This window comes from Actinomadura sp. 6N118, assembly GCF_044326415.1.
Classification (GTDB): domain Bacteria; phylum Actinomycetota; class Actinomycetes; order Streptosporangiales; family Streptosporangiaceae; genus Spirillospora.
Window position 1 is genome coordinate 31,242 of record NZ_JBIRAZ010000019.1, and the last position, 20,252, is coordinate 51,493.

20 protein-coding genes and 1 pseudogene are annotated in these 20,252 nt (G+C 67.2%); 7 read left to right on the forward strand and 14 right to left on the reverse strand.

Annotated features, from left to right (window positions below; all coding sequences use genetic code 11):
* Window positions 1-27: 27 nt before the first annotated feature.
* The 3 genes from ACH34W_RS38640 to ACH34W_RS38650 all read right to left on the reverse strand — a co-directional run bounded on the left by ACH34W_RS38640 (window position 28) and on the right by ACH34W_RS38650 (window position 3,357).
* Window positions 28-2,025: a right-handed parallel beta-helix repeat-containing protein gene (locus ACH34W_RS38640; protein ID WP_395966146.1), complete on the reverse strand. Its 1,998-nt coding sequence runs from the start codon at window positions 2,023-2,025 to the stop codon at window positions 28-30.
* Window positions 2,026-2,134: 109 nt separating this feature from the next.
* On the reverse strand, window positions 2,135-2,608 hold the full coding sequence (locus ACH34W_RS38645) for an ester cyclase (protein WP_395966147.1): 474 nt from the start codon (window positions 2,606-2,608) through the stop codon (window positions 2,135-2,137).
* A 119-nt stretch (window positions 2,609-2,727) separates the two neighbouring features.
* Window positions 2,728-3,357 (reverse strand): LUD domain-containing protein, encoded by a 630-nt coding sequence (locus tag ACH34W_RS38650; protein ID WP_395966148.1) that lies wholly within the window; start codon window positions 3,355-3,357, stop codon window positions 2,728-2,730.
* 158 nt (window positions 3,358-3,515) lie between these two features.
* Between ACH34W_RS38650 and sigJ the strand changes: the two genes are divergently transcribed.
* On the forward strand, window positions 3,516-4,454 hold the full coding sequence (gene sigJ / locus ACH34W_RS38655) for an RNA polymerase sigma factor SigJ (protein WP_395966149.1): 939 nt from the start codon (window positions 3,516-3,518) through the stop codon (window positions 4,452-4,454).
* A 50-nt stretch (window positions 4,455-4,504) separates the two neighbouring features.
* Here the strand turns inward: sigJ and ACH34W_RS38660 are convergent, their stop codons facing one another.
* Genes ACH34W_RS38660 through ACH34W_RS38670 form a run of 3 tightly spaced genes read right to left on the reverse strand, consistent with a single transcriptional unit; the run spans window position 4,505 to window position 7,321 of the window.
* The gene (locus ACH34W_RS38660; RefSeq protein ID WP_395966150.1) at window positions 4,505-5,164 is read right to left on the reverse strand and encodes a response regulator; all 660 of its coding nucleotides are present in this window, start codon (window positions 5,162-5,164) and stop codon (window positions 4,505-4,507) included.
* 28 nt (window positions 5,165-5,192) lie between these two features.
* On the reverse strand, window positions 5,193-6,365 hold the full coding sequence (locus ACH34W_RS38665) for a sensor histidine kinase (protein ID WP_395966151.1): 1,173 nt from the start codon (window positions 6,363-6,365) through the stop codon (window positions 5,193-5,195).
* Between the two features lie 59 nt (window positions 6,366-6,424).
* Window positions 6,425-7,321, reverse strand: a complete 897-nt coding sequence (locus ACH34W_RS38670; protein ID WP_395966152.1) for an alpha/beta fold hydrolase — start codon at window positions 7,319-7,321, stop codon at window positions 6,425-6,427.
* Window positions 7,322-7,608: 287 nt separating this feature from the next.
* Here ACH34W_RS38670 and ACH34W_RS38675 point away from each other — a divergent pair, with 287 nt between their 5' ends.
* The gene (locus ACH34W_RS38675) at window positions 7,609-8,079 is read left to right on the forward strand and encodes a hypothetical protein (RefSeq protein ID WP_395966153.1); all 471 of its coding nucleotides are present in this window, start codon (window positions 7,609-7,611) and stop codon (window positions 8,077-8,079) included.
* An 81-nt stretch (window positions 8,080-8,160) separates the two neighbouring features.
* Here the strand turns inward: ACH34W_RS38675 and ACH34W_RS38680 are convergent, their stop codons facing one another.
* Window positions 8,161-8,814 (reverse strand): response regulator, encoded by a 654-nt coding sequence (locus ACH34W_RS38680; RefSeq protein ID WP_395966154.1) that lies wholly within the window; start codon window positions 8,812-8,814, stop codon window positions 8,161-8,163.
* Window positions 8,802-9,947, reverse strand: a complete 1,146-nt coding sequence (locus tag ACH34W_RS38685; RefSeq protein ID WP_395966155.1) for a histidine kinase — start codon at window positions 9,945-9,947, stop codon at window positions 8,802-8,804. Before ACH34W_RS38685 ends, ACH34W_RS38680 begins: the two co-directional genes overlap by 13 nt.
* Before the next feature lie 130 nt (window positions 9,948-10,077).
* Between ACH34W_RS38685 and ACH34W_RS38690 the strand changes: the two genes are divergently transcribed.
* Entirely contained in the window at window positions 10,078-11,280 is a 1,203-nt protein-coding gene (locus ACH34W_RS38690; protein WP_395966156.1) for a serine hydrolase domain-containing protein, read from the forward strand.
* A gap of 71 nt (window positions 11,281-11,351) precedes the next feature.
* On the opposite strand, the gene ACH34W_RS38695 is transcribed toward ACH34W_RS38690, so the two are convergent.
* Window positions 11,352-11,819, reverse strand: coding sequence for a hypothetical protein (locus tag ACH34W_RS38695; RefSeq protein ID WP_395966157.1), 468 nt, complete (start codon window positions 11,817-11,819; stop codon window positions 11,352-11,354).
* A gap of 206 nt (window positions 11,820-12,025) precedes the next feature.
* Between ACH34W_RS38695 and ACH34W_RS38700 the strand changes: the two genes are divergently transcribed.
* Window positions 12,026-13,507 carry a DUF4419 domain-containing protein gene (locus tag ACH34W_RS38700; protein WP_395966158.1) on the forward strand — a complete coding sequence of 494 codons (1,482 nt, stop codon included), beginning with the start codon at window positions 12,026-12,028 and terminating at the stop codon, window positions 13,505-13,507.
* Window positions 13,508-13,572: 65 nt separating this feature from the next.
* On the opposite strand, the gene ACH34W_RS38705 is transcribed toward ACH34W_RS38700, so the two are convergent.
* The 5 genes and pseudogenes from ACH34W_RS38705 to ACH34W_RS38725 form a co-directional block, all read right to left on the reverse strand.
* The gene (locus ACH34W_RS38705; protein WP_395966159.1) at window positions 13,573-14,172 is read right to left on the reverse strand and encodes a dihydrofolate reductase family protein; all 600 of its coding nucleotides are present in this window, start codon (window positions 14,170-14,172) and stop codon (window positions 13,573-13,575) included.
* Complete coding sequence (locus ACH34W_RS38710) at window positions 14,169-15,026, reverse strand: metalloregulator ArsR/SmtB family transcription factor (protein ID WP_395966160.1); 858 nt, start codon at window positions 15,024-15,026, stop codon at window positions 14,169-14,171. The genes ACH34W_RS38705 and ACH34W_RS38710 overlap by 4 nt, the downstream gene beginning before the upstream one ends.
* Window positions 15,027-15,494: 468 nt before the next feature.
* Entirely contained in the window at window positions 15,495-16,274 is a 780-nt protein-coding gene (locus ACH34W_RS38715) for a hypothetical protein (protein ID WP_395966161.1), read from the reverse strand.
* A 14-nt stretch (window positions 16,275-16,288) separates the two neighbouring features.
* A complete protein-coding gene (locus tag ACH34W_RS38720; RefSeq protein ID WP_395966162.1) occupies window positions 16,289-16,888 on the reverse strand; it encodes a UTRA domain-containing protein in 600 nt (199 codons plus the stop codon).
* A gap of 3 nt (window positions 16,889-16,891) precedes the next feature.
* Window positions 16,892-17,017 (reverse strand): annotated as a pseudogene (locus ACH34W_RS38725) (GntR family transcriptional regulator); the annotation flags it as partial.
* 150 nt (window positions 17,018-17,167) lie between these two features.
* Between ACH34W_RS38725 and ACH34W_RS38730 the strand changes: the two are divergent.
* The 3 genes from ACH34W_RS38730 to ACH34W_RS38740 all read left to right on the forward strand — a co-directional run bounded on the left by ACH34W_RS38730 (window position 17,168) and on the right by ACH34W_RS38740 (window position 20,182).
* Window positions 17,168-18,085, forward strand: a complete 918-nt coding sequence (locus ACH34W_RS38730; RefSeq protein ID WP_395966163.1) for a hypothetical protein — start codon at window positions 17,168-17,170, stop codon at window positions 18,083-18,085.
* A 382-nt stretch (window positions 18,086-18,467) separates the two neighbouring features.
* A complete protein-coding gene (locus tag ACH34W_RS38735; protein ID WP_395966164.1) occupies window positions 18,468-19,535 on the forward strand; it encodes a rod shape-determining protein in 1,068 nt (355 codons plus the stop codon).
* A gap of 11 nt (window positions 19,536-19,546) precedes the next feature.
* Window positions 19,547-20,182: a hypothetical protein gene (locus ACH34W_RS38740; RefSeq protein WP_395966165.1), complete on the forward strand. Its 636-nt coding sequence runs from the start codon at window positions 19,547-19,549 to the stop codon at window positions 20,180-20,182.
* Window positions 20,183-20,252: the final 70 nt, after the last annotated feature.

The following is a 20,252-nucleotide window of genomic DNA, read 5'->3' on the forward strand; positions in this document are numbered from 1 at the left end:
GTGTCCACCCGGGAACGGACCGTTCGGTCAGGGCGTGCTCAGGAGGTGGCGGTAGGGCGGGAGCAGGCCGGCGTTGCGCACGATCGCCGTGCAGCCGGGGTTGCTGGCGCATGCTTTGCCCGGGTCGGTGGTGGGCAGCAGCGTGTTCCCGGCGAACTCCAGCTTGTGCGGGTTGCCGCATCCCGCCTCGGGGTTCTGCTCGTCGGCCGGTGGCCAGGCGCCGGGAAACTCCCGCCGCTTCAGCCATTCCGGTACGGCGTCGTCCCAGAAGTTGCCGCGATACCGAACGTTCTGCACGGGTCGGTTGCCCCACTCTTCACTGCAGCCGCCGATGGACGCCACATAGTCGTGGACGACGTTGCGGTCCACGGTCATCCAGTTGGAGCTGTCGTCGGTGTAGATCCCGACGTTCCACTCAGGGGTGAACTTGCTGTCGGTGACGGCGTTGCCGCTGATGACCGCCCCGTCCTCGAACGACTTGCCCTGCTCGCCTCGGAGGTAGATCCCGCCGCCGTCGGCCAGGAGCCGGTTGGTCCGGAAGACCCGGTTGTTGAGGATGCGGTTGCCGCGCATGATGTCCCGCAGGTCGTCGCTGGGGCCGGAGAGGATGCCGGTGTACGGGACGTCGTTGACCTGATTGTGCGCGATGGTCGTGTCCTGGGTCGCGGTGTCCCAGATGGCGGACGACGCGCGGTAGTCCGCCCCGGTGCCGTGGATCCAGTTGTTGGTGATCCGGTTGCCGCGGTTGATCCCCTTCATGTCGGGCACGACCACGCCCATCAGGATGCCGCCGTCGGACACGTCGGTGATGACGTTGCCGTTGATGACGTTGTACGAGCTGTTCTTGGAGAACTCCAGGGCCTGCGCGCCGAGGTGGGCGAAGCGATTGCCCTCGATGGTGATCCGTTCAGCTGTGCGGAAGGCGAGGTTGCCCGGCACCGTCAGCAGCGCGGCGTCCTCGCCCTCACCCTCACCCGGCCGCACGTACATGCTCCACGCGGCGGCGAATCCGGCGGGCTGGCTGGGCTCCAGCCAGGTGGCGTGAGCGAACGTCAGACCCTTGAACGCGACGTCACGCAAGGGCCGTCCTGGCCGTCCCGTACCGCTGACGAGAGTCTGCACGACGGGGACGATCGCCTGAACGCGGCGCATGTCCTCCCCTGGCCGCGGCCGATAGAGCAGCACATGCCGGCCAGGCCGGGAACGGTCGAGATACCAGCTGCCGGGCTTGCGCGGAAAGCTGGGCGAGTTCTCCACCTCGAACCACTCTTTGAGTGCGTCCGCACCGTACAGATCCCGAGCCAGCTTCCAGCAGGGCTGATCCATCGTGATCGCGGTCTGCTTGGAGTTGCTTGAGATGCCGGCCACGCCGCAGCGGCCCTCAAGGTAGCCGTACCGGTAGACGAACTCGATGTCGCGTGGCTTGCTCCATGTCTTCGGGATCGCGCTCGCGGTGGTGTAGCCGGTCTCCGTCATCTTCAGCTTGCCGACCAGATCCGAATTGCCTCGTACGAGACGCGTGGCCCGCCTGTCATTGACGTAGAGCTGGCGGGTGTCGAGCCCGCCGACGTCGGCGCGCCAATAACCCTTCAGTTGCTGGTCGGGCCGCCAGCCGGTGATCTGCCGGCCACCGCTGATGGTCACCTTCTCCTGGCGCGGCGTCCCGTAGCCGTACGCCTGGTAGATCACCCGATGGCCATTGCGCCCCGAGTCGCCCGCGGCCTCCGTCAAATTGAGCGAGGCCTTGAGCCGGTACGTTCCGGCGCGGAAGTTCACCACAATGTCGGACGCCATCCGGTGGGTGCGTGCCCGTACGGCCTTCTGCGCGCGTTCCGCTGTGGCGAACGGCTGCTTGATGGTGCCCGGCCAGGTGTCCTTGCCCCATGGCGCGACGTACAACTGCCCGGGCCGCACCGAAGCCGACGACGGCACCGACGCTGATGACGGCACCGCCGCAGCGGACACGCCGATCACCAGCGCCGCCGTCACCGTGCCTGCCGCCGCACGCGTCCTTAAGATTCCCACTCTGCCTCCCGGCCGGGTCGATGGGCTTCGTCCCAACTCTGGGCGCGGGTGAGGCGGCCGCGCGTCGGCTGATGGTCGATCGCGCACTCATCCTCAGGTGTCGAAATATCTAGACTTCGGACGGAGGGACCGCGACGAACGTCCCTTCCTGTGCCGGAATCAGGCCGAGCTGTTTCATCTGGGTGAGGACGTCGACGATGCCCCAGGTCTCGGCGATTCGGCCGTCCGTGAAGCGGACGATCATGATCTCCCTGTAGGTGATGGATCTGCCGGTCGGCGGAACACCCATGTACTCGCCCTGGTGGGTCCCGGTGACCGTGTTCCTGAAGACGACCTTGTCGCCCTCCGCGATCACATCCTCGACCTCGATGTGAAGGTCGGGGAACGCGCGAAGGAGCATCGCGCCCACCTGCTTGAGTGCTTCGGCCCCCGTCGCCTCGATCGGCAGCGGCGTGCGGATCAGCACGTCCGGCTCGACGACCTCGTCGACCATCTTCCGGAAGACCTCAACGTCACCGCTGCTCTGAGCGTCGTGCAGACGGCTGAACGCCGCCTTGTTGCGTGCTATCTGATCTGTTGACATGTCGCTTTCTCCTCCGGGTCGGGTCACGTGCAAGAACGGCCTGGTTTTCGAGGGGTGATCGGCACTCTGTCGCCGACCTCGGCGCCGCCGGGGTCCGGTGGGGGACTGATGTCGGTGGTTCAGAATCCGATGGCTTCGCGGAGCAGCAGGACGGTGCCGCGCCCGGGGTGGGGTTCTGCGTTGAGGATGAGGAGGCGGTTGAGGGCACTGGACTGCCCGTAGGCCTCCATGGCGCGCTCGTTTTCCAGCGGGAGGCAGTGGTCTTCGATGCGGCGCAGCGCGGTGCTCAGGTCGGGTACCACCTTCTGCGCCCCGACGATCCAGATCGCGCGGGCCGCGGCGCCCGAGTAGCCGGCCAGCTGGCTTCCGCTGGCGGAGGCGGCCACAAGAGATCCGGTTTCGGTGACCGCGGCGACGCTGCCCACAATGACGTCGGGGCAGGCGATCATCCGCCAGATCTCCGCCAATTGGGCAGCGCGGTCCATGGTCTTGCTGCGTGCCTTGACGGACGCGTATCGCCCGCTGCCGTTGATGTCCTCATCGATGCCGGACAGACGGAGGGTCTCGCTGGCCCCGGTGAACACGCTGGCGCCCTCGGGTATCAGGTCTTGGACACGGGTACGCGCTGCGGCGGCGTCATCGAGGATCTCGACGGCGAAACCGTTGGCTGTCAGCGCAGCGGCCGCCTGCTCCAGGCGCTGCGCGGGCACCGGGTCGGTGAACGGTGTCGTCGGCGTTGAGGTGGTCATGATGTCTGTGAGCTTCCTGTTCGCTGGATGATGTGTTCGTCTCAGCAGTCCGACAAGACAGCCCCTCGGAATGTCAGGCGGCACTCCGGCCTGACATTCCGAGGGGCTGCGTTGTCGAACTCGTGAGGGCGGATACGACCAAGGGAGACGTCGACCCCATGACCACCCGATCCAAGCCAGGACACGGCCGGCCGGATCCCGGCCTGGATGCGATCATGAGCGAGCGGCGTCAACTGATCAATCTCGCCTACCGGCTCCTGGGCTCCCTGGCCGAGGCCGAGGACGCCGTCCAGGAGACCTACGCCCGCTGGTACGCCATGTCCCGGCAGCAGCAGGACGCCATCGAATCCCCCGGCGCCTGGCTGACGACGGTCGCCAGCCGCATCTGCCTCAACCTGCTCAGCTCGGCCCGGGCCCGGCGAGAGACCTACGTGGGCGAATGGATCCCCGAGCCGCTACCCGAACACACCGAGTGGAGCACCGGGCGGCCGGGCGGGACCACCGTCGACCCGGCCGACCGGGTCACCCTGGACGAGTCGGTCAACCTGGCGTTCCTGGTCGTGCTCGAATCGATGACCCCGGCTGAGCGCGTCGCGTTCATCCTGCACGATGTCTTCTGCCACTCCTTCGCCGAAGTCGCCGAGATCGTCGGCCGTACCCCGGCGGCCTGCCGCCAGCTGGCCTCCTCCGCCCGCCGCCGCATCCGGGCCTCACAGCCCTCCCCGACTCCGGCGGCCCAGCGCGCCGGCATCATCAGAGACTTCAAGCAGGCATGGGAGGCCAAGGACATCGACGCCCTGATCGGCCTGCTCGACCCCGACGCCACGGCGATCGCCGACGGCGGCGGCCTCGCCACCACCTTCCCGCGCCCCATCGAAGGCGGCGAGCAGATCGCGCACGCCTGGCTCGAAATCGCCCGCCGCAGGCCCCGCAATATGACGTTCCTGGAACGTACGGTCAACGGTCAACCCGGCCTGGTGGCCCAGCAAGACGGCGTCACCGTGACGGTGTTCGCGTTCGAGGTCGCGGGCGACCGGATCACCCGCATCTGGGTAGTACGCAACCCTGAGAAACTCCATCGCTGGACGGAGAGCTGAAGAACGTCTCCGCACCACCGGCCCTGCGGCTCTGGGCGCCGTTCCTTTGTTCAGGTCACCAGGCCTCTGCGGTAGGCGTAGACCACCGCCTGCACGCGGTCGCGCAGATCGAGCTTGGTGAGGATGCGCGACACGTACGTCTTGACGGTCTCCGGGCTGATCACCAGCGTCGCGGCGATCTCGTTGTTGGACAGGCCGTCGGAGATGAGGCGCAACACCTCCAGTTCGCGCGGGGTCAGCGGAACGTCGTCGGGCGTGTCCTCGGCGGGACGGATCCGCGCCGCGTACCTGCCGACGAGCTGCCGCGTCACCTCGGGTGCCAGCAGTGCGGCACCGGCGGCGACGGTACGGATGCCGTGCAGCAGTTGCCCCGGCGGGGCGTCCTTGAGCAGGAACCCGCTCGCCCCCGCGCGCAGCGCCTCGTACACGTACTCGTCCAGGTTGAACGTCGTCACCACGAGCACCTTGATCGGATGCGCCACGCCGGCACCGGCCAGCAGGCGGGTGGCCTCGATGCCGTCGAGCACCGGCATCCGCACGTCCATCACCACGATGTCCGGGTGCAGCCGGCGGGCGAGGTCGACCGCGGCGCGTCCATCCCCGCACTCGCCCACCACCTCCAGATCGGGCTGCGCACCGATGATGGTCACGAATCCGGTGCGGATCAGCGCCTGGTCGTCGCAGACCAGAACGCGGATCGGCGCGGTCACGACGAGCTCCCCGCAGGGATGCGCGCGGTCACGACGGGTTCCCCGCGGGGATGCGCGCCCGCACGGCGAAGCCGCCTCCCGCCCGCCGGCCGGCGGTGAACTCGCCGCCCAGGGCCTCGACCCGGTCACGGAGCCCGGCCAGGCCCCGCCCGCTCCCCCCAGGCGACCCGGTCCGCGAGCCGGAACCGTCAGTGCCGACCTCCACGCTGATCTCCCTTTCGCCATAGCGGACCTCGACCACGGTGCGTATGCCGTGGGCGTACTTGAGGGCGTTCGTCAGGGCCTCCTGCACGACCCGATAGGTCACGAACTCGGCGCTTCCGGCCGGCTCGGCCGGGTCGCCCTCCTGAACGAACTCCACCGGCTGCCCGGCCTGCCGCGTCTGTTCCACGAGCACGCGCAGGTCAACGGCTGACGGCGCCCTCCCCGCGCCCTCAGCCACGGCGCCGGTGTCGTGGTCCGGGTTGAGCAGGTCGAGCAGATGCCGCAGGTCGGTGATGGCCCGCCGCCCGGTGTCGGTGACGGCGTCCAGCGTCGCGTCGAGGCGATCGGGCACGGCGGTCAGGTAGCGTGCCGCCTCAGCCTGGACCACCATCGCCGTCACATGGTGCGTCACGACGTCGTGGAGTTCGCGGGCGATGCGGGTGCGTTCGGCGGCGCGGGTGGCATCGGCCACCCGGCGGCGGCGTTCGGCCTCGGCGATCCGGGTCGAGCGCAACCACGCCCCGATTCCCCACGCCAGCCCACACGCCACGAAGAACGTCACAAAGCCGCCCAAGGCCTCACCCGAGCCGGGCCGGTTCAACGCGACCGCCAGCGGCACGTACGCCACCGACAGCACGACCATCGTGACGCGCCGGTGACGTTCCAGATGGGCGCCCGCACTGAGCAGCGAGACCGCAAGACCCGTCCCGGCGTACGCGTGGTAGCCACGCAACTGGTCCACAGCGAAACCGACCGTCACCAGCGCCAGGCAGACGGCCGGCCACCGCCGGCGCACCGCCAGGGGCAGGCACTCCATCGCGATCGCCACCATGGCCAGCGCGTCGAACGGGCGGTCCGGCCGGTCACCGATCTGTGTCCCGTAGCCGTGGAAGGACGGCACCAGCGACCCCGCCGCCAAGAACAGCGCGAACGGGAGGTCCCGGACCGTGACGTCGCACCGCCGCCACAGGTCGGGTAGCCGGCGAAGATCGATCACTGGGCGAGGGTAGTGGTCGCGACCACCAGGACGAGAGTGGAAAGCGCCTTTTCCTCCACTTAACGCGCTGCCTGCGCAGTGACGCGCTGAATGGCCCGGACGGCGACATCGGGCTGGTCGACGTAGATGTAGTGCCCGCTCTTCGCGGCGGTGCTCAGCGTGCTGCGGCTGGACAGCGCGAGCCACCTGCGCTGTCCGGCGGACCATGCCCGCTCCAGGCGCGGCCCGTACGTGGGAACGGCCATGAGGTACGGCTTCCCGTGCTTGATCACCTCGACCGGGATCGTCCCGGCGGAGCGGACCTTCCCGTCGGTGATGACCAGCTTCTCCGGGTTCTGACCCTGGAAGATCGCGAGGTTCTGTGCGCGCACCTCGGCCGCCGGACCCTTGGCGGACGCAGGGATCGCCTTGGTGATGTCGCCGACCATCGTCGATGGCGTGGTGTCCATCAGGACCACCCCCTTGACCCTGTCCCGATGGTCGGGCGCGTACCTGGCGGCGATCAGCCCGCCCAGCGAGTGCCCGGCCAGCACGACCGGACCGTCACCGGCGATCTGGTCGAGCAGCCCGGTCAGAACCTTCCCGGTGCTGGAGAAGTTCTGCGGGCCGTCCGGCTTGTCGCTCGCGCCCGCGCCGAGCCGGTCATAGGAACAGACCCGGTTCTTCTCGCTCAGCGTCTTCTGGAGGGCGGCCAACTTGTCCAGCCCGTCGCCCCCTCCGTGCATCAGGACGATGACCGGCTTGCCCTTCGCCGGTTCGCCCGAACACGACACGTTCACCGACTTCCCGCCGACGTCGATCTTCTTGGTCCCGGAGAACAGGCCGGGATCGGCTTTCCCGGCGGTGGGGGCGGCGAACGAGTCCCCGTCCGTCGCGTCCTCGCAGCCGACGAGCCCGGCACCGGCCGCGACGCAGCACACCGCGATGGCGGCGGATGTCTTGATCCTGGGGAGCACGATTTTCCTCCGGTGAGAGAATTGATGGTGATTCACGCGACGGCGTCGTGGAAATGCCGGTGACGGCACTTTGGATGACCATTCCTTCGCGGGTTTCCGCGGTAGTGCCGCGGTCCGGTTGAGTACGTTATGGATCCAGCGGCCCTGGAATCATCACCGCGTGGTGGACACTCACAGGTAGCTCGGATGGGGGACGACCGCGCCCGGCGGAGAAGGGGCGAGGGCGAGGATGAGGGTGCTGATCATCACCTCGACCGCACAGAAGGATCTCTGTACCATCCGGCCATATGATCGTTAAAAGGATCGGCGTGCTCGCGGTCGCAGGTGCCACCGCGGGCATGGCCTTCACCGTTACCTCCGCCCCCGCCGAGGCCGCGGCATATCCCAAGGGTTCGTGCGGCTCCGGCTACGCGTACAAGGGCAAGATCCCCATCCAGAAGGGCTGGGTCGGCAACAAGCGGGTCACCAAGCATGTCGGTGACGTCTACGTCTACTACCGCAAGTCGGGCCGTACGGTCTGCGCGATCACCCGGGTGGTCGGCAAGTACGCGGGTCCGAGCAAGACCGACACGCTCGGCGTCACCATCCTCAGCAAGCTCGGCAACCGCAACGACTCGGGCGGCTACCACTACTACGCCGGCCCGGTGAAGCGCACGCTCAAGAAGACCAAGTGCGTGACGATCTACGGCAAGCAGTTCCTCGACAAGCGCGCAGGCGGCGGCGCCTACGAAAGCGCCTGGAAGAAGTACTGCTTCTGAATCCAGTCGCACCTCCGAACGCCCAGTCCCGAGGAGGGACTGGGCGTTCGGCGTTCCAGGGACTTGAAGACGGTCTCCTTGTTAGCGGGGGCGGTCGCGGTTGAGGTAGGTGAGGACGGCTAGGACGCGGCGGTGGCCGCGGTCGTCGGGTGCCAGGTCCAGCTTGGCGAAGATGTTGCCGATGTGTTTGTGGACGGCGTTGTGCGTGATGGCCATACGTTCGCCGATGGCGGTGTTGTCATGACCTTCGGCCATCAGGGCGAGCACCTGGTGTTCGCGGGGGGTGAGGGTGGAGACGGGGTCGTCGTCTCGGCGGACGAGGAGCTGGGCGATGACTTCGGGGTCCATGGCGGTGCCGCCGGCGGCGACCCGGCGTACCGCGTCGACGAACTCCCCCACCCTGCCGATCCGGTCCTTGAGCAGATAGCCGATGCCGCCGCGGCCATCGGAAAGCAGCTCCCCCGCGTACTCCCGCTCGACGTACTGCGACAACACGAGGACCGGCAGGCCGTCGTGGCGGCGGCGGGCCTCCAGGGCGGCGCGGATGCCCTCGTCGCGGAACGTCGGGGGCAGGCGGACGTCGACGATGGTGACGTCCGGGCGGTGCTCGTCGATGGCCGCGAGGAGACCCGGTGCGTCGCCGGTGACCGCGCAGACCTGGAAGCCCTTGGCGGCCAGCAGCAGTTCCAGTCCGCCGGCCAGCAGCACGTTGTCCTCGGCGATCACGACCTGCACGGCAGTTCCACCCGGATCGTTGTGGGCCCACCGGCGGGGCTGGTGAGCTGGACGGTGCCGTCCAGAGCGAGAACCCGGCCGCGCAGCCCGGCGATGCCGGTGCCACGTTGCTCGTCGGCGCCGCCGATCCCGTCGTCGCGTGCCTGGACGGTCAGCTGGTCGCCGGCGCGTTCGAGGCGGACCTCGGCGCGGGTGGCGCGGCCATGCTTGGCCGTGTTGGTCAGCGCCTCGGTGACCACGAAATAGGCGGCCGTCTCGACCGCTGCCGGCAGCGGGCCCAGATCGCCGACGTGCAGGTCGACCGGCACGGCGGAACGGGCGGCCAGGGCCGACATGGCACCCGACAGGCCCCGGTCCGCCAGGATCGGAGGGTAGACCGTCCGGATCACGCTGCGCAGCTCCGCCATCGCCTCCTCCACCCCGTCGTGCGCCTCCCCCACCAGACCGGCCGCGCCGTCCGGACCGTCGGCGAGGGATTCGCGGGCCAGGCCCAGCCTCATCGTGACGGCCACCAGGCGTGCCTGCACCCCGTCGTGGAGATCTCGTTCGATCCGGCGTAGCTCTGCGCCGTGGGCCCCCACGGCCTCGGCCCGCGTTCTGGTGAGGACCTCGACGCGCTCGGCGAGCCGTTCAGCGGGCGTGGGCGACAGCATGGCCAGGCAGGCGCGGGCGTGGGCGCGGGCCAGCGGCGGCACACACCACAGGGCGAACGCGGTGAAGACCAGGACCTGCGCCGGCGCCACGGTCAGCGCGACGCCCCAGCCGTCCACCGGGATGTCTCCCAGGAGGTTCGGCGGAGCGTCGCCGGGGATCGCCCACCACAGCGTCATGAGCGTCAAGGCCACCGGAATGTTGCCCAGGCAGACCAATGTGAAGAGGCCCAGAGGCAGAGCGACGGCCAGGTGCACCAACGGCCACAGAGTTTCGCGGCGCGTAGCCGGATCGGTCTTGAGACGTCGCCACCAGGAACCCTCTCCCCGCCGCACAGCGGGCGCGGGGACACCGAGGAGGCGACCGGCTCGATGCCGGTGCCAGCTCGCCAAGCCCGGATGCGGCAGCACCAGCACGATCGACAGCAGCGCGCCGAGCAGGTACGCCGACCCGCGCAGGGAGGCGGCCCATCGTCCGCGCATGCTCCCCTCCTTGGCCGATTCCCCCTAATTCTGGGGCCTGACGGCCGACGGGCGCACTACAGCAGGCTGTACCTGGCCCCGGCAGCAGGCGGTATCGTGCCCGTCCGCCGGCGGACTTAGCGTCCGGGGCATGGCCAAGACATCGAAGAAATCGTTCCGTCGCTCGATCCTGCTGCCTCCGCTCGCCGGACTGATCGCAGTGCTGTCGGGAACGGCGGCGTTCGCGGCCCCGCACATGCGGGCCCCGAACACCGAGCACACACCGACACAGTTGCAGCGCGACGCCGACGCGCTGAGAGAGACCGCCGCCGCAGGAGTGCTCGCGGAGGTGTGGACGCCCGGCGGACGGGCGGTCGCCCGCAGCGGCGTCGCCGACCTGAAGACCGGCGCCCCCGTCCGGCCCGACTCCTACTACCGGATCGGCAGCACGACCAAGACGTTCGTCGCCACGGTCGCCTTGCAGCTCGTCGGCGAGGGCAAGCTCGCCCTGACCGACACCGTCCAACGCTGGCTGCCCGGAGTGGTACGAGGCAACGGCAACGACGGCACCAAGATCACCGTGCGCCACCTGCTCGGCCACACCAGCGGCCTCCCCGACTACCTTGACGACGTTCCGATGGAGATGGCCCGCACCCCCGAGGATTTCCGGCGCGAACGCTTCCGCACGTACTCACCGGCACAGCTGGTGGCCAAGGCGATGCAGCACCGCCCCGCCTTCAAGCCAGGACGCGACTGGGCCTACTCCAACACCAACTACATCCTGGTCGGAATGATCATCGAGAAGGCGGCCGGCCACCCCTGGCAGCAAGAGGTCCACGAGCGGATCATCGAACCCCTCGGCCTCCAGCACACCCTCATTCCCGGCACGTCCGCCCACCTGCCCCAACCCCACATGACCGCCTACAGGCGGCTCGTTCCCGGAGGCCCAGAGATAGACGTGTCCACGTTCGCAGGGGGCCACCCGGACGCGTCGCTCATCAGCACGACCAGCGACGTCAACCGGTTCTTCCAAGCACTCCTGGGTGGCCGCCTGCTACGCCCGGCGCAACTGAAGCAGATGCAGCAAACCGTCCCAGCCAAGCCGTTCCAGGGCATCTGGCGCGACGCCGCATACGGCCTGGGCCTGATGAAGCGCCGCCTGCCCTGTGGCGACGAATGGGCCTGGTTCCACGGCGGAGGCGGCTGGAACTACATCACCGACAACGCCGTAACCTCCGACGGCCGCCGGACCACCACCGTCTTCTACACCAGCCGTCTGGCGCCAGACCAGTCCCCGATCCAGCAGTACAAGACCTCCGCCACTCTCATCGACCACACCCTGTGCCCCTCCTGACGTGTCCCCTGACGTGACAGGCCGTTCTCACCCCTCACCACCAGATTGGGGTGAGGGGTGAGATCAGCTGTCTACTTGTAGTTGTAGAGCTTCGTCCACGTCTTGTTGCACTTCGGGCGCTGGAAGGGGTGGCCGGCCGCGCACTCGCGGACCTTGATCGATCGCGGCGTTCCCTTCCACCAGAGGTAGGTGTGCTTCTTGTTGGGCCCCTTGAAGTTGATGGTCTTCTTGACACCGCTCCACGACGTGTACTCCATGTACATGCGCGGATGGCGCTTGTCGCTCGCGGTGTCGGTGAGGTGGAACTGGATCTGCAGTTCCTTCACGCCCATCTCCCAGCGCGTGTGGTACTTCCAGGAGACGGCGGCGCCCTTGATCGGCTTCTTGATCTTGCCGGTCTTCCACTTCGACCAGCCGTCGGCGGCCTGAGCCGAGGCCGGTGCCGCCGCTTGGACGGGGGCGGCCTCGGCCGGGGCCGCGAGAGCGAGGGACGCCGCGCTGGCCAGGCCGGCCGCGGAAAGGGAAAGCGTTCGACGCATGATGATGTGGTGCTCCTCGAAGGATTTTCGGCGGGAACGCGGCCGTCGCCGGAACGACGACCACGCCGTCGAGAAGTCTGGTGACCGGCCCCGATGCCAGGCCAGGGCCCCGAGAGCCAATTCCGATCAACGGGAATGGCCCTCTGGCACCAGGCAGGCGGCTTAAACGGCAAGTTGAAGACGCGGCCCGCGTTTAGAGTCGGATTGTGGCGATCTTTCCCGTAGATGACGTCGTTCCGGCCTCAGAGGCCCTGCCTGCTCGGCCGCTGCGTGATCAGTTCCCGGACGCGCTCGTCCTCGGCGGCGACCCGGCGATGCGCGTGCTCGAGCCGGACGGGGTGCATCCGCTGCTCAGCGCGGTCGGACGGGCGTTCGCCGATCACCGTCCCCTGGCGCTGTCCCCGGACGCGGTGTGGCTCACCATCTTGCACGGCGTCGCCCAGCATGTACGCCTGCACGCCGAAGAGCTGCGCCCGCGGCTGGTCCAGCACGCCGACCGTAAGCGGATCGAAGTCGTCATCGACGGCCCGGTGCCGACGGACGCCGCCTCGTGGCAGGACATCGCCGAGACGTTCGGCAAGCTTCTGTCCGCCGAGGTGGGTGACAGCGACGCGTTCGAGTGCGACTTCTCCACCAGCACCGACGTCGAGCGGATGGCCGGGAAGGTCGCCCTGCTCGACGCGTACTCGCCGTACTTCACGTTCTGGGTGACGTTCGTCTGCGGAATCCCGTCCATCACCCTGACCGGCACGGTCGAGGACTGGCGGAAGATCCGGGCGCGGGTGGACACGATCGCGACGTTCGGCCTGGACGCCTGGTGCCGGTCACTGATCCCGATCACCGACCAGTTCGTCCGGGCGGCGGGCGGCGACGTCGACACCGCGTTCTGGCGGCGCATCTACAGCCCCGCCGACGCCTACGGCGGCAACGTGATCACCGGATGGATCGCCCGCCTCTACCCATACCTGACCGGCGGCGGTGTGGCCGACCGGCCGAACCCGCTGCTGGAGCTGCCGATCGACCAGCCGCGCGACCTCACCGTGAACAACGGCATGGGTTACGACGGTCCCGGTGTCCGCAGTGACGCCGTGCCCGCCACCTTGTCCCAGGCACGGATCAACCTCAACGACCAGGTCCAGGGTGAGAACCGCAGCGTCGCCCTGTACGCCGGCCTGGTCGGAGTCACCCAGGACGACGACGGTACGTTGCGGCCGGTCGCGGGCTGGCACCTGGCCCCGGCAGAGGTCGAGATCGACGACGTGCTCGACCGGATCGTGCGGGACCACGAGACCACCCCGCCGGAGCCGGTCCGGCTGTGGGAGGCGTCCGCTGACCTCATGGCCCTCTACCGGCGCATCGGATCGGCCACGTTGTTCGACGGCGCCTGGCGGCTGCGGCCCGCCGCCGCCCACCGGCGGGTGCGGCCCGCCCCGGAAGACCATTCTCTCATCGCGATCATCGATCTGCCCGACGGGAGATGCGTCGCCGCGGCCAACGACTACCGGACGGAGACAAGCCACTGGGTCGTGTGCCACGTTGAGGAGGATGCCGACGACCGCCTCCGGCTGATGGACCGCCCCTCCGACGTGCCGGTGTACGGGACGTCGCTCGCGTTGCTGCTGGACGCGGCCCTGGACTCCGGCGGCGACTTCACCCATCTGGAGACCGGCCGGCTCGACGGGCTCTGATTTCAGGCGTGATGAGTTTGGTCCCACCTCGTCCAGGGCCTGCGTGAGTGCACTGATCGGTTGGCTCAGCGGACTCGGTCGTAGACCATGGCGAGCTCGCCCAGCTTGCCGGTCTCCTGGTGGGTGAGGGCCCACTTCGTGGGCGGCAGGCCGTCCTCGAACAGCCGCTGCCCACCTCCGGTGATCTCAGGGAAGATCATGAGATACAGCCGGTCGAGCAGGTCCGCCGCCAGGAGCGCCTTGATGATGCTGGCGCTGCTGTTGGCGAGGATGTCGCCCTCGCCGGTGGTCTTGAGTTCGGCGACGACGTCCGCGGCGGGAGCGTTCACCACGCGGGTGTGTTCCCACGGCGCTTCGGTCAAGGTGGTCGAGAAGACCACCTTTTCCGTGTTGACCAGCCACTTCGCGTATCCGCGATCACGGGGATCGGCGTTGTCGTCTTCGGCGACCGATGGCCAGTACCCCATGAACCCCTCGGCGTTGACCCGGCCTAGCAGCGCCGTCGTCGCGCCTTCCCAGATGCGGTTCATGTGGTCTCGCGCCACATCTGAGGTCACATACGGGGCGAACGCGGCAAAGTCACTGGGCCCACCTGGGCCGTTGTAACGCCCGTCGAGGCTGAGGCTCAGGTTCGCGGTCACCCTACGGCCAGTCGTGTTGGTCATTTCGTGCTCCTCATGTCGGTGTCGTGTTCGGTGTTGTGGGTGTCGGCGGCGAGGGTCGCCGCGAGTTTGTCGAGGCTCTGGCCAAAGCCGATCTGGATGCCTGCGATGAAGTCCGCGGAGTCGACGGTGCTGTCGGTGATCCGCCAATGGACGTCGAGGTCGGTGCCGTTGCCGGTGGATTGCAGGTCGAGGGCGACATGGGCGGTGAAGGCCAGGCCGCCGTCGGGGAGCAGAGGGGAGCTCCGGTAGACGAGGCGCTCGCAAGGGCGTACGTCCTCGACGACTCCCTCCGCGCGCCCGGCGACCAGGTCGGAGCCGTCGGCGTCCTCGGCATCGCGATATTCCAGGACGATCCGCCCACCTGGTCGCGCCTCGAAGACGAGCTCGGAGACGCGCAGGTCGTCGGGCGTCCACCATCGGGTGAGCAGCGAGGTCTCGGTCAGGTAGCGCCAGACCAGCTCGGGGCGCACCGTCAGCGACCTGTGGAAGCGGAACGAACGATCGTCGGCCCACCCCGGCTCATCGGCGGCGAGCCGTTCGGTGTGGAGGCTGGCCGCGTATCGGTCGTAGGTCGTGCGCGAACCACCCGCCTGGTCGGCGGTGTCGGCAAGCCGGTTGAGGGCAGCCGCCAGGTCCCGCAGGGCGCCGGGCCGGAGCGCGTAGATGCGGCGCTGGCCGGTGCGCTGGGAGGTGACGATGCCGGCGCGTTCAAGGGTCTGCAGGTGCTTGGTCGTCTGCGGCTGGCGCGCCTCGGCCAGCTGGGCGAGGACACCGACCGAGCGGGGCCGCTCGGCCAACAGGCTCACGAGCCGCCAGCGGGCCGGGTCGGCCAGTGCGGTGAGGAGTGCGTCCATGAAGAGAAGTATTCACCACAACGAATATTCGTGTCAAGGAATGATTCCGGATGGTTGAAGGCACGTTCGCGAGATGACCACCGACTCGCCAGCGACGACGACGCTTACGGCTTCCGCGCCAGGGACTCGCGCCGCAGGACGGCTGCGCGGACGGCGGTGCGGCAGGACGGTGGCGCGGCGGGAGTAAAGATTCACGGACCCCTTCTTGGCGTAGCCAGCCGGTGCTTTGCGTTCAGCGGGGGTATCGCCCGAAGTGCAGTCACTTCTCCTGCCGCGACGTGGGCCTAGATCGAAGCCGCTTCGGCGGCAGCGCGGTGCACGGTCGCAGCGGCCATGCCGACGGGGTTTTCAGCAGCGGAACCCCGTCGGCTGGCACCGCAACGACCCGAGCGGGCACGCGAGGCCAACGTGCAGGCCCCGCGAGGCCAACGTGCAAGCCCCGCGATGGCTGGTTCGCCCGTTCAGCCTTCAGGTGATCGGCCGAGGACCGCGGGATCTGCCCATTCGGCCTTGCAGGTACTCAACAAGCGGCGAGAGCACGGCCAGCACGAGATCGCGGTCCTCCGGTGAAAGCTCGGAGATGGCGATCCCCGGAGGGCCGTAGCCGGTCCTGCTCCGGTCGGTGACCGGCAGGTCGTGAGGGTTGACCGGCAGGCCGTGAGGGTTGGCCGGCAAAGGCGGAAGCCACACCCAGCCGCGCATGTGGGTCTCTTTGAGTTCAACGGGCATCGCACGGAACCCGGCGGCCAGTTCGCCGTTGTGCCGGACGACCTCGTCGAACAGGTAGTCCGACACCGCCACGGCGAAGTCCGAAGCCGAATCCTCAACGATCGCCCGGAAGGCAGGCGCACCAAGCAGCCGAAACAGTTCGATCAGCGGAAGGCCCGCCGCGCCATGGTCGTCCAGGCGAACGAATCCGGCATGGACCGCCACGCGCAGTCGGATCTGCGCCGTCCTCGACGACAGCTTGTTGTGCCTGCGAACCCCACGCAGAAGTTCTGGGACCACACCGGTCAGGAGGGTGGTCACACTGGTGCCCGGTTCCACGATCACGAACAGCCCGTCTCCCCGATCTTCATGATGAGAGCCCTCCCAGCGGAGTCCCGCGAGGCGACAGGCTCGTTCGGTGATCTGGTGGACGGCACCGCGCAGGTGAAGTTGGACGTCCGGATCGCGTCGGCTGCCAAACGCGACGATGTCCACTGCGATCAGCCCCCGGTGAAGGGTCAGTGCGGTCGAGGCGGTCATCGGCCCGTTCCCTGTCAGCCCACTATGGAGATCTGGTCCTCTGGAGTGCGCCTCTCCGGCACATTGCCGACCTCGTAACAAGGCCGGTTTCGATCTGCTGCGTAGATGGTGACTGTCAGGCGGATGGGCCGTTCCGCGGCGGTGTAGGCGATCCGGTACACGACGACGACCGGTACTCCCGGGCCCAGCATGAAGAACGCCCGCTCCTCCGGGGTGGGCATCCTGGCGGTGAGTTCGTCCCGGTAGCCGGACTGTGGATGACCCAGCTCGGCCAGCACCTTGATCGCGCCCCGACTGATCTTCTCCCGGCCGTCGATCTCGCTGCCGCGCACGAGCCCCATTGAGTAGTACGAACGCTGCAGGGAGTATGGCCGTTCATCAATGAACCGCTGAGAGCTTCGCACCACGACCGGGGTGTCCTCGTCGATCTCGAGCCATCCCGCGACCTCCCGGCTCGGGTACTCGATATGCGCCTCGAAGTTCTGGATCCCCGGTTTGCGGCCTGCCGCGCGCACACCGGAGCGGTAGGAGTCCAGACCTGAATGGACTCCCTCCCCGCCCTCCTCGCGCGAAAGGAGCACCAAGAAGGGCAGCGGTCCCTTAGGGACGAACATCCCGTGTCCTGGCCGCAGTTCGATCAGTCCTTCGTGCGCGAGGGCGGACACAGCGAGCCGGACGGTGTTTCTCGAGGCGTTGAACTCCGCCTCGAGTTCGGGTTCGGTGGGCAGGCGCTCGCCTGGCTGGTAGGTCCCTGAGTTGTTTCACATGCTCTTTGTGTTGGTCCAGTGACATAGTGTTCGCTTCGATGTATAGCTCTTCGTTTGATGCTGGTGTGATGGCATTGATAGGGAAAGCGCTGAAGACGCTGGGTGTTTGCTGGCAAAGTTAGGACGATGACGGTGTTCGCGAACCAGGCCGCCATGCAAGAGCAGGTGATCGAGGAGATCGGAGATCTGCGTCTGCGTGTTGACCAGCACGAATTGGCCTTTTTTGGTGACGTTCGGCTGGGCGCGGAACTGCCTGAGTGCAACGAAGCCGTGGTCATCGTCCACGGGGCGTTGCGTAACGCCCATGACTATTATCGGATCATCAAGAAGGCCGCAGCCGATCGATCTCGACCTCCGAAGGTCATCGCCCCTCAGTTCCTTACCGGTGTCGATGTACACCGTCTGGCCGAGGAGGACACGCTGCTGCGTTGGAGGCCCGAGGGCTGGAAGAGCGGGCTCGGAGAGATCAGCTCGTTCAAGGTCATGGATGTCATCCTCCAGAGGTTGTTCGAGTTGCCGGGCATCCAGCGCGTGACCATCGCGGGAAATTCGGCTGGTGGACAATTCGTCAATCGATACGCTGCAGTCGGACGCGAGGTGAGCAGGAAGGCGGGGCAGGTGAGGTACGTGATAGCCAACCCCTCGACCTATCTGTATTTCGATCGCCTTAGGCCTTCGGAGGGCGGATTCGCGGAAGTCGATGCGAGCGTCGATGAATGGCGCTATGGATTCGGCGGTGAGCGTCCGGGATACGTGACGGAGTCCGCGGAGAGGTATCTCGACCAGTACCTGTCCCAGGACGTCGTCTACCTGCTGGGCGAGGAGGACGACGATCCGGAGGCGGCCCTCCTGGAGGTCCATCCGGCCGCCACTGCGCAGGGCACGGCGAGGCTGGACCGCGGCCTGAATTATCACCGGTATCTGGCGTTCAAGGCGGGCCGGCGGGAGTACAAGCACCGGCTGGTTCGTGTGCCGGGGGTCGGGCACGACGCGGAGGATGTCTTCTGCTCACCGAAGGGGCGGGCCGTTCTGTTCGGCGACTGAGCAAGTGGCAAGGCGGATGCCCTGTCCACTCGATGGGCGATCTCGCGTGCGAGAGTCGGCGGTGCGAACTGTCACTGCTGCATTGGTGCGGTTTGAGCGGTTTGCGTTGAGTGTTATCGGCTGCGCGCCATAAAAGCCTGGTGTGCGGGGCTGCGGAGCTGGGCAGGATCCGTACCGCTCGGGTATCAGTCCCGCCTGGCGGGCAGGCAGTGCCGTTCGAACGGATGGTTTCTGCCGGGGATTCGCGCGGCCGGGGCAGACAAATTCATCACCTCCTTTTCCGTCGTGCTTGATGATCTTTTTGCCAGGTGATGGGTTCCTTCAGGCTCAAGATCGAGTAATTTACGGTATGCGAATGAACAAGATCACTTAAGGGTCTTCCATGGGATTGCTTTCAGCGGTCGTGAACGCAGATACCGCGCTGGATCTGGGCACCGTCTACTCTCGTATCTTCGTGCCCGAACGGCAAGTGCGCATCTGTGCGCCTTCGGTGGTGATGGTCAGTCGCGCCACCGGACGGGCTGTTGTCGTGGGACGCGACGCGCTGAAGGGTGATGAACTGGGCTGGCGGGATGTGGAGCTCGTCAGGCCGGTTTGGAATGGCACGGTAACTGAATACGGCGCGGCTGTGGCGTTGGTGCGGTGGCTGCTGAAGTCGGCGCACCCGGGCCGAGGCAGACTGCGGCCGCGGGTGGCTGTGGCGGTCCCTTCGGGCGCTGCGAAGATGGAACGCCGAGCCCTGGAACAAGTGATTTCGCGGGCGGGGGCTCGTCAGGTCGTGCCAGTCGACCATGGTCTGGCCGCTGCACTCGGCCACCAAACCGAAGGGGCCGGTATTGCGGCACGGATGGTGGCTGACTTGGGCGGAAATTCCACCAAGATGGCGATCGTCGCCAAAGGCCGAGTTTGGGCCCACCACACCTTGCCCGTGGGAGGACTGCGGCTGGATCAGGCAGTCGCCGCATGGGCGTTGCGTGAATACCGCCTCGTGCTGAGCATGGAGGCGGCCGAACGGTCACGAGTGCAGGCGGAGACGCTGGTCGTTGAGGCAGGGGACCACGAGCCACTGGAGATCTGCGGCCAGAACCTCGACTCCGGAAAGCCGACGGTCCACACGGTGACGGCTGGAGAAATCGCTTCCGCTTCCACGCAGGTGATTGATCGAATTGTTGAGGCTTTGGAGGACCTGCGCAATTCCTGCGACCCTGAATTGACCCGGCAACTGCTGATCCACGGCCTGGTGCTGTCCGGCGGAGGAGCACTGGCGCCGAGGCTGCCGACCTTGCTGCGCCAGCGACTGGACCTGCCCGTACACGTGAACGCCTGCCCGCAAGACGCAGTGATCATAGGAGCGGCGCGCTACCTGAGCGGTCCTTGGACCAAGAAACTCAAAAGGCAACCGGAATTGCTGCGCGAAGTGCCGGCGACCCCGGTTCCGGCCAGCGATTGAAAGCTGAGTCAATGGGAAACTTCGATGCAACGATTCCGACTACCCGTGAAGAGATCTCGGCTACCAGTGAGGAGATTCTGACCAGCAGTGAGGAGATCCTTGCTAACCGTGAGGCGATCCCGAGCACCCGTGAAGAGACACTGGCTGCCTGGTTCCTGGGACAGGCCAATAGCGGCCCGGAGGGCGACCTTCTGGAGCTTGGGCCTGAGACGCTGGGGGCATCGCGGTTTTGCCGGGATGGCGAAAATTACCTGTCTCCAGATTTGGAGGTGACAGACTGGAAGACGCTCCGCAACCAGAGCACCAAGCGATTCCGATTCGTGCATTTTACTGCGACCGGGACCTACAGCGAACTGCTGAACCGCATTGATATGGCACGTTTCCTGCTTCGGGTCAACGGAATCGTCGCCATCACGGGATACCGTGCAGGCCATAACCCGGCCGCGGCCGCTGCTGTCTGGCATTCAGTTCTAGCGGGCACTCTGCGCCCTATCTGCACGACCAGACACCGCTTTTACGGCATGTGGGGCGACCCCGCCCCCGTTCAAAACGAACTCCTGGTGTGGCTGGCCAGTCACGTTTCGGGATACGCCGCAGAAGTCCACTGCATCGCCAAGCACCGGATCCTCCACTTCAACATCACATAGTCCCTGAACGCCAGCAGTGCATACCACGGTTGGCGTTCAGATTCTTGGCAGTGGTCTGCTGGTCAGGCCG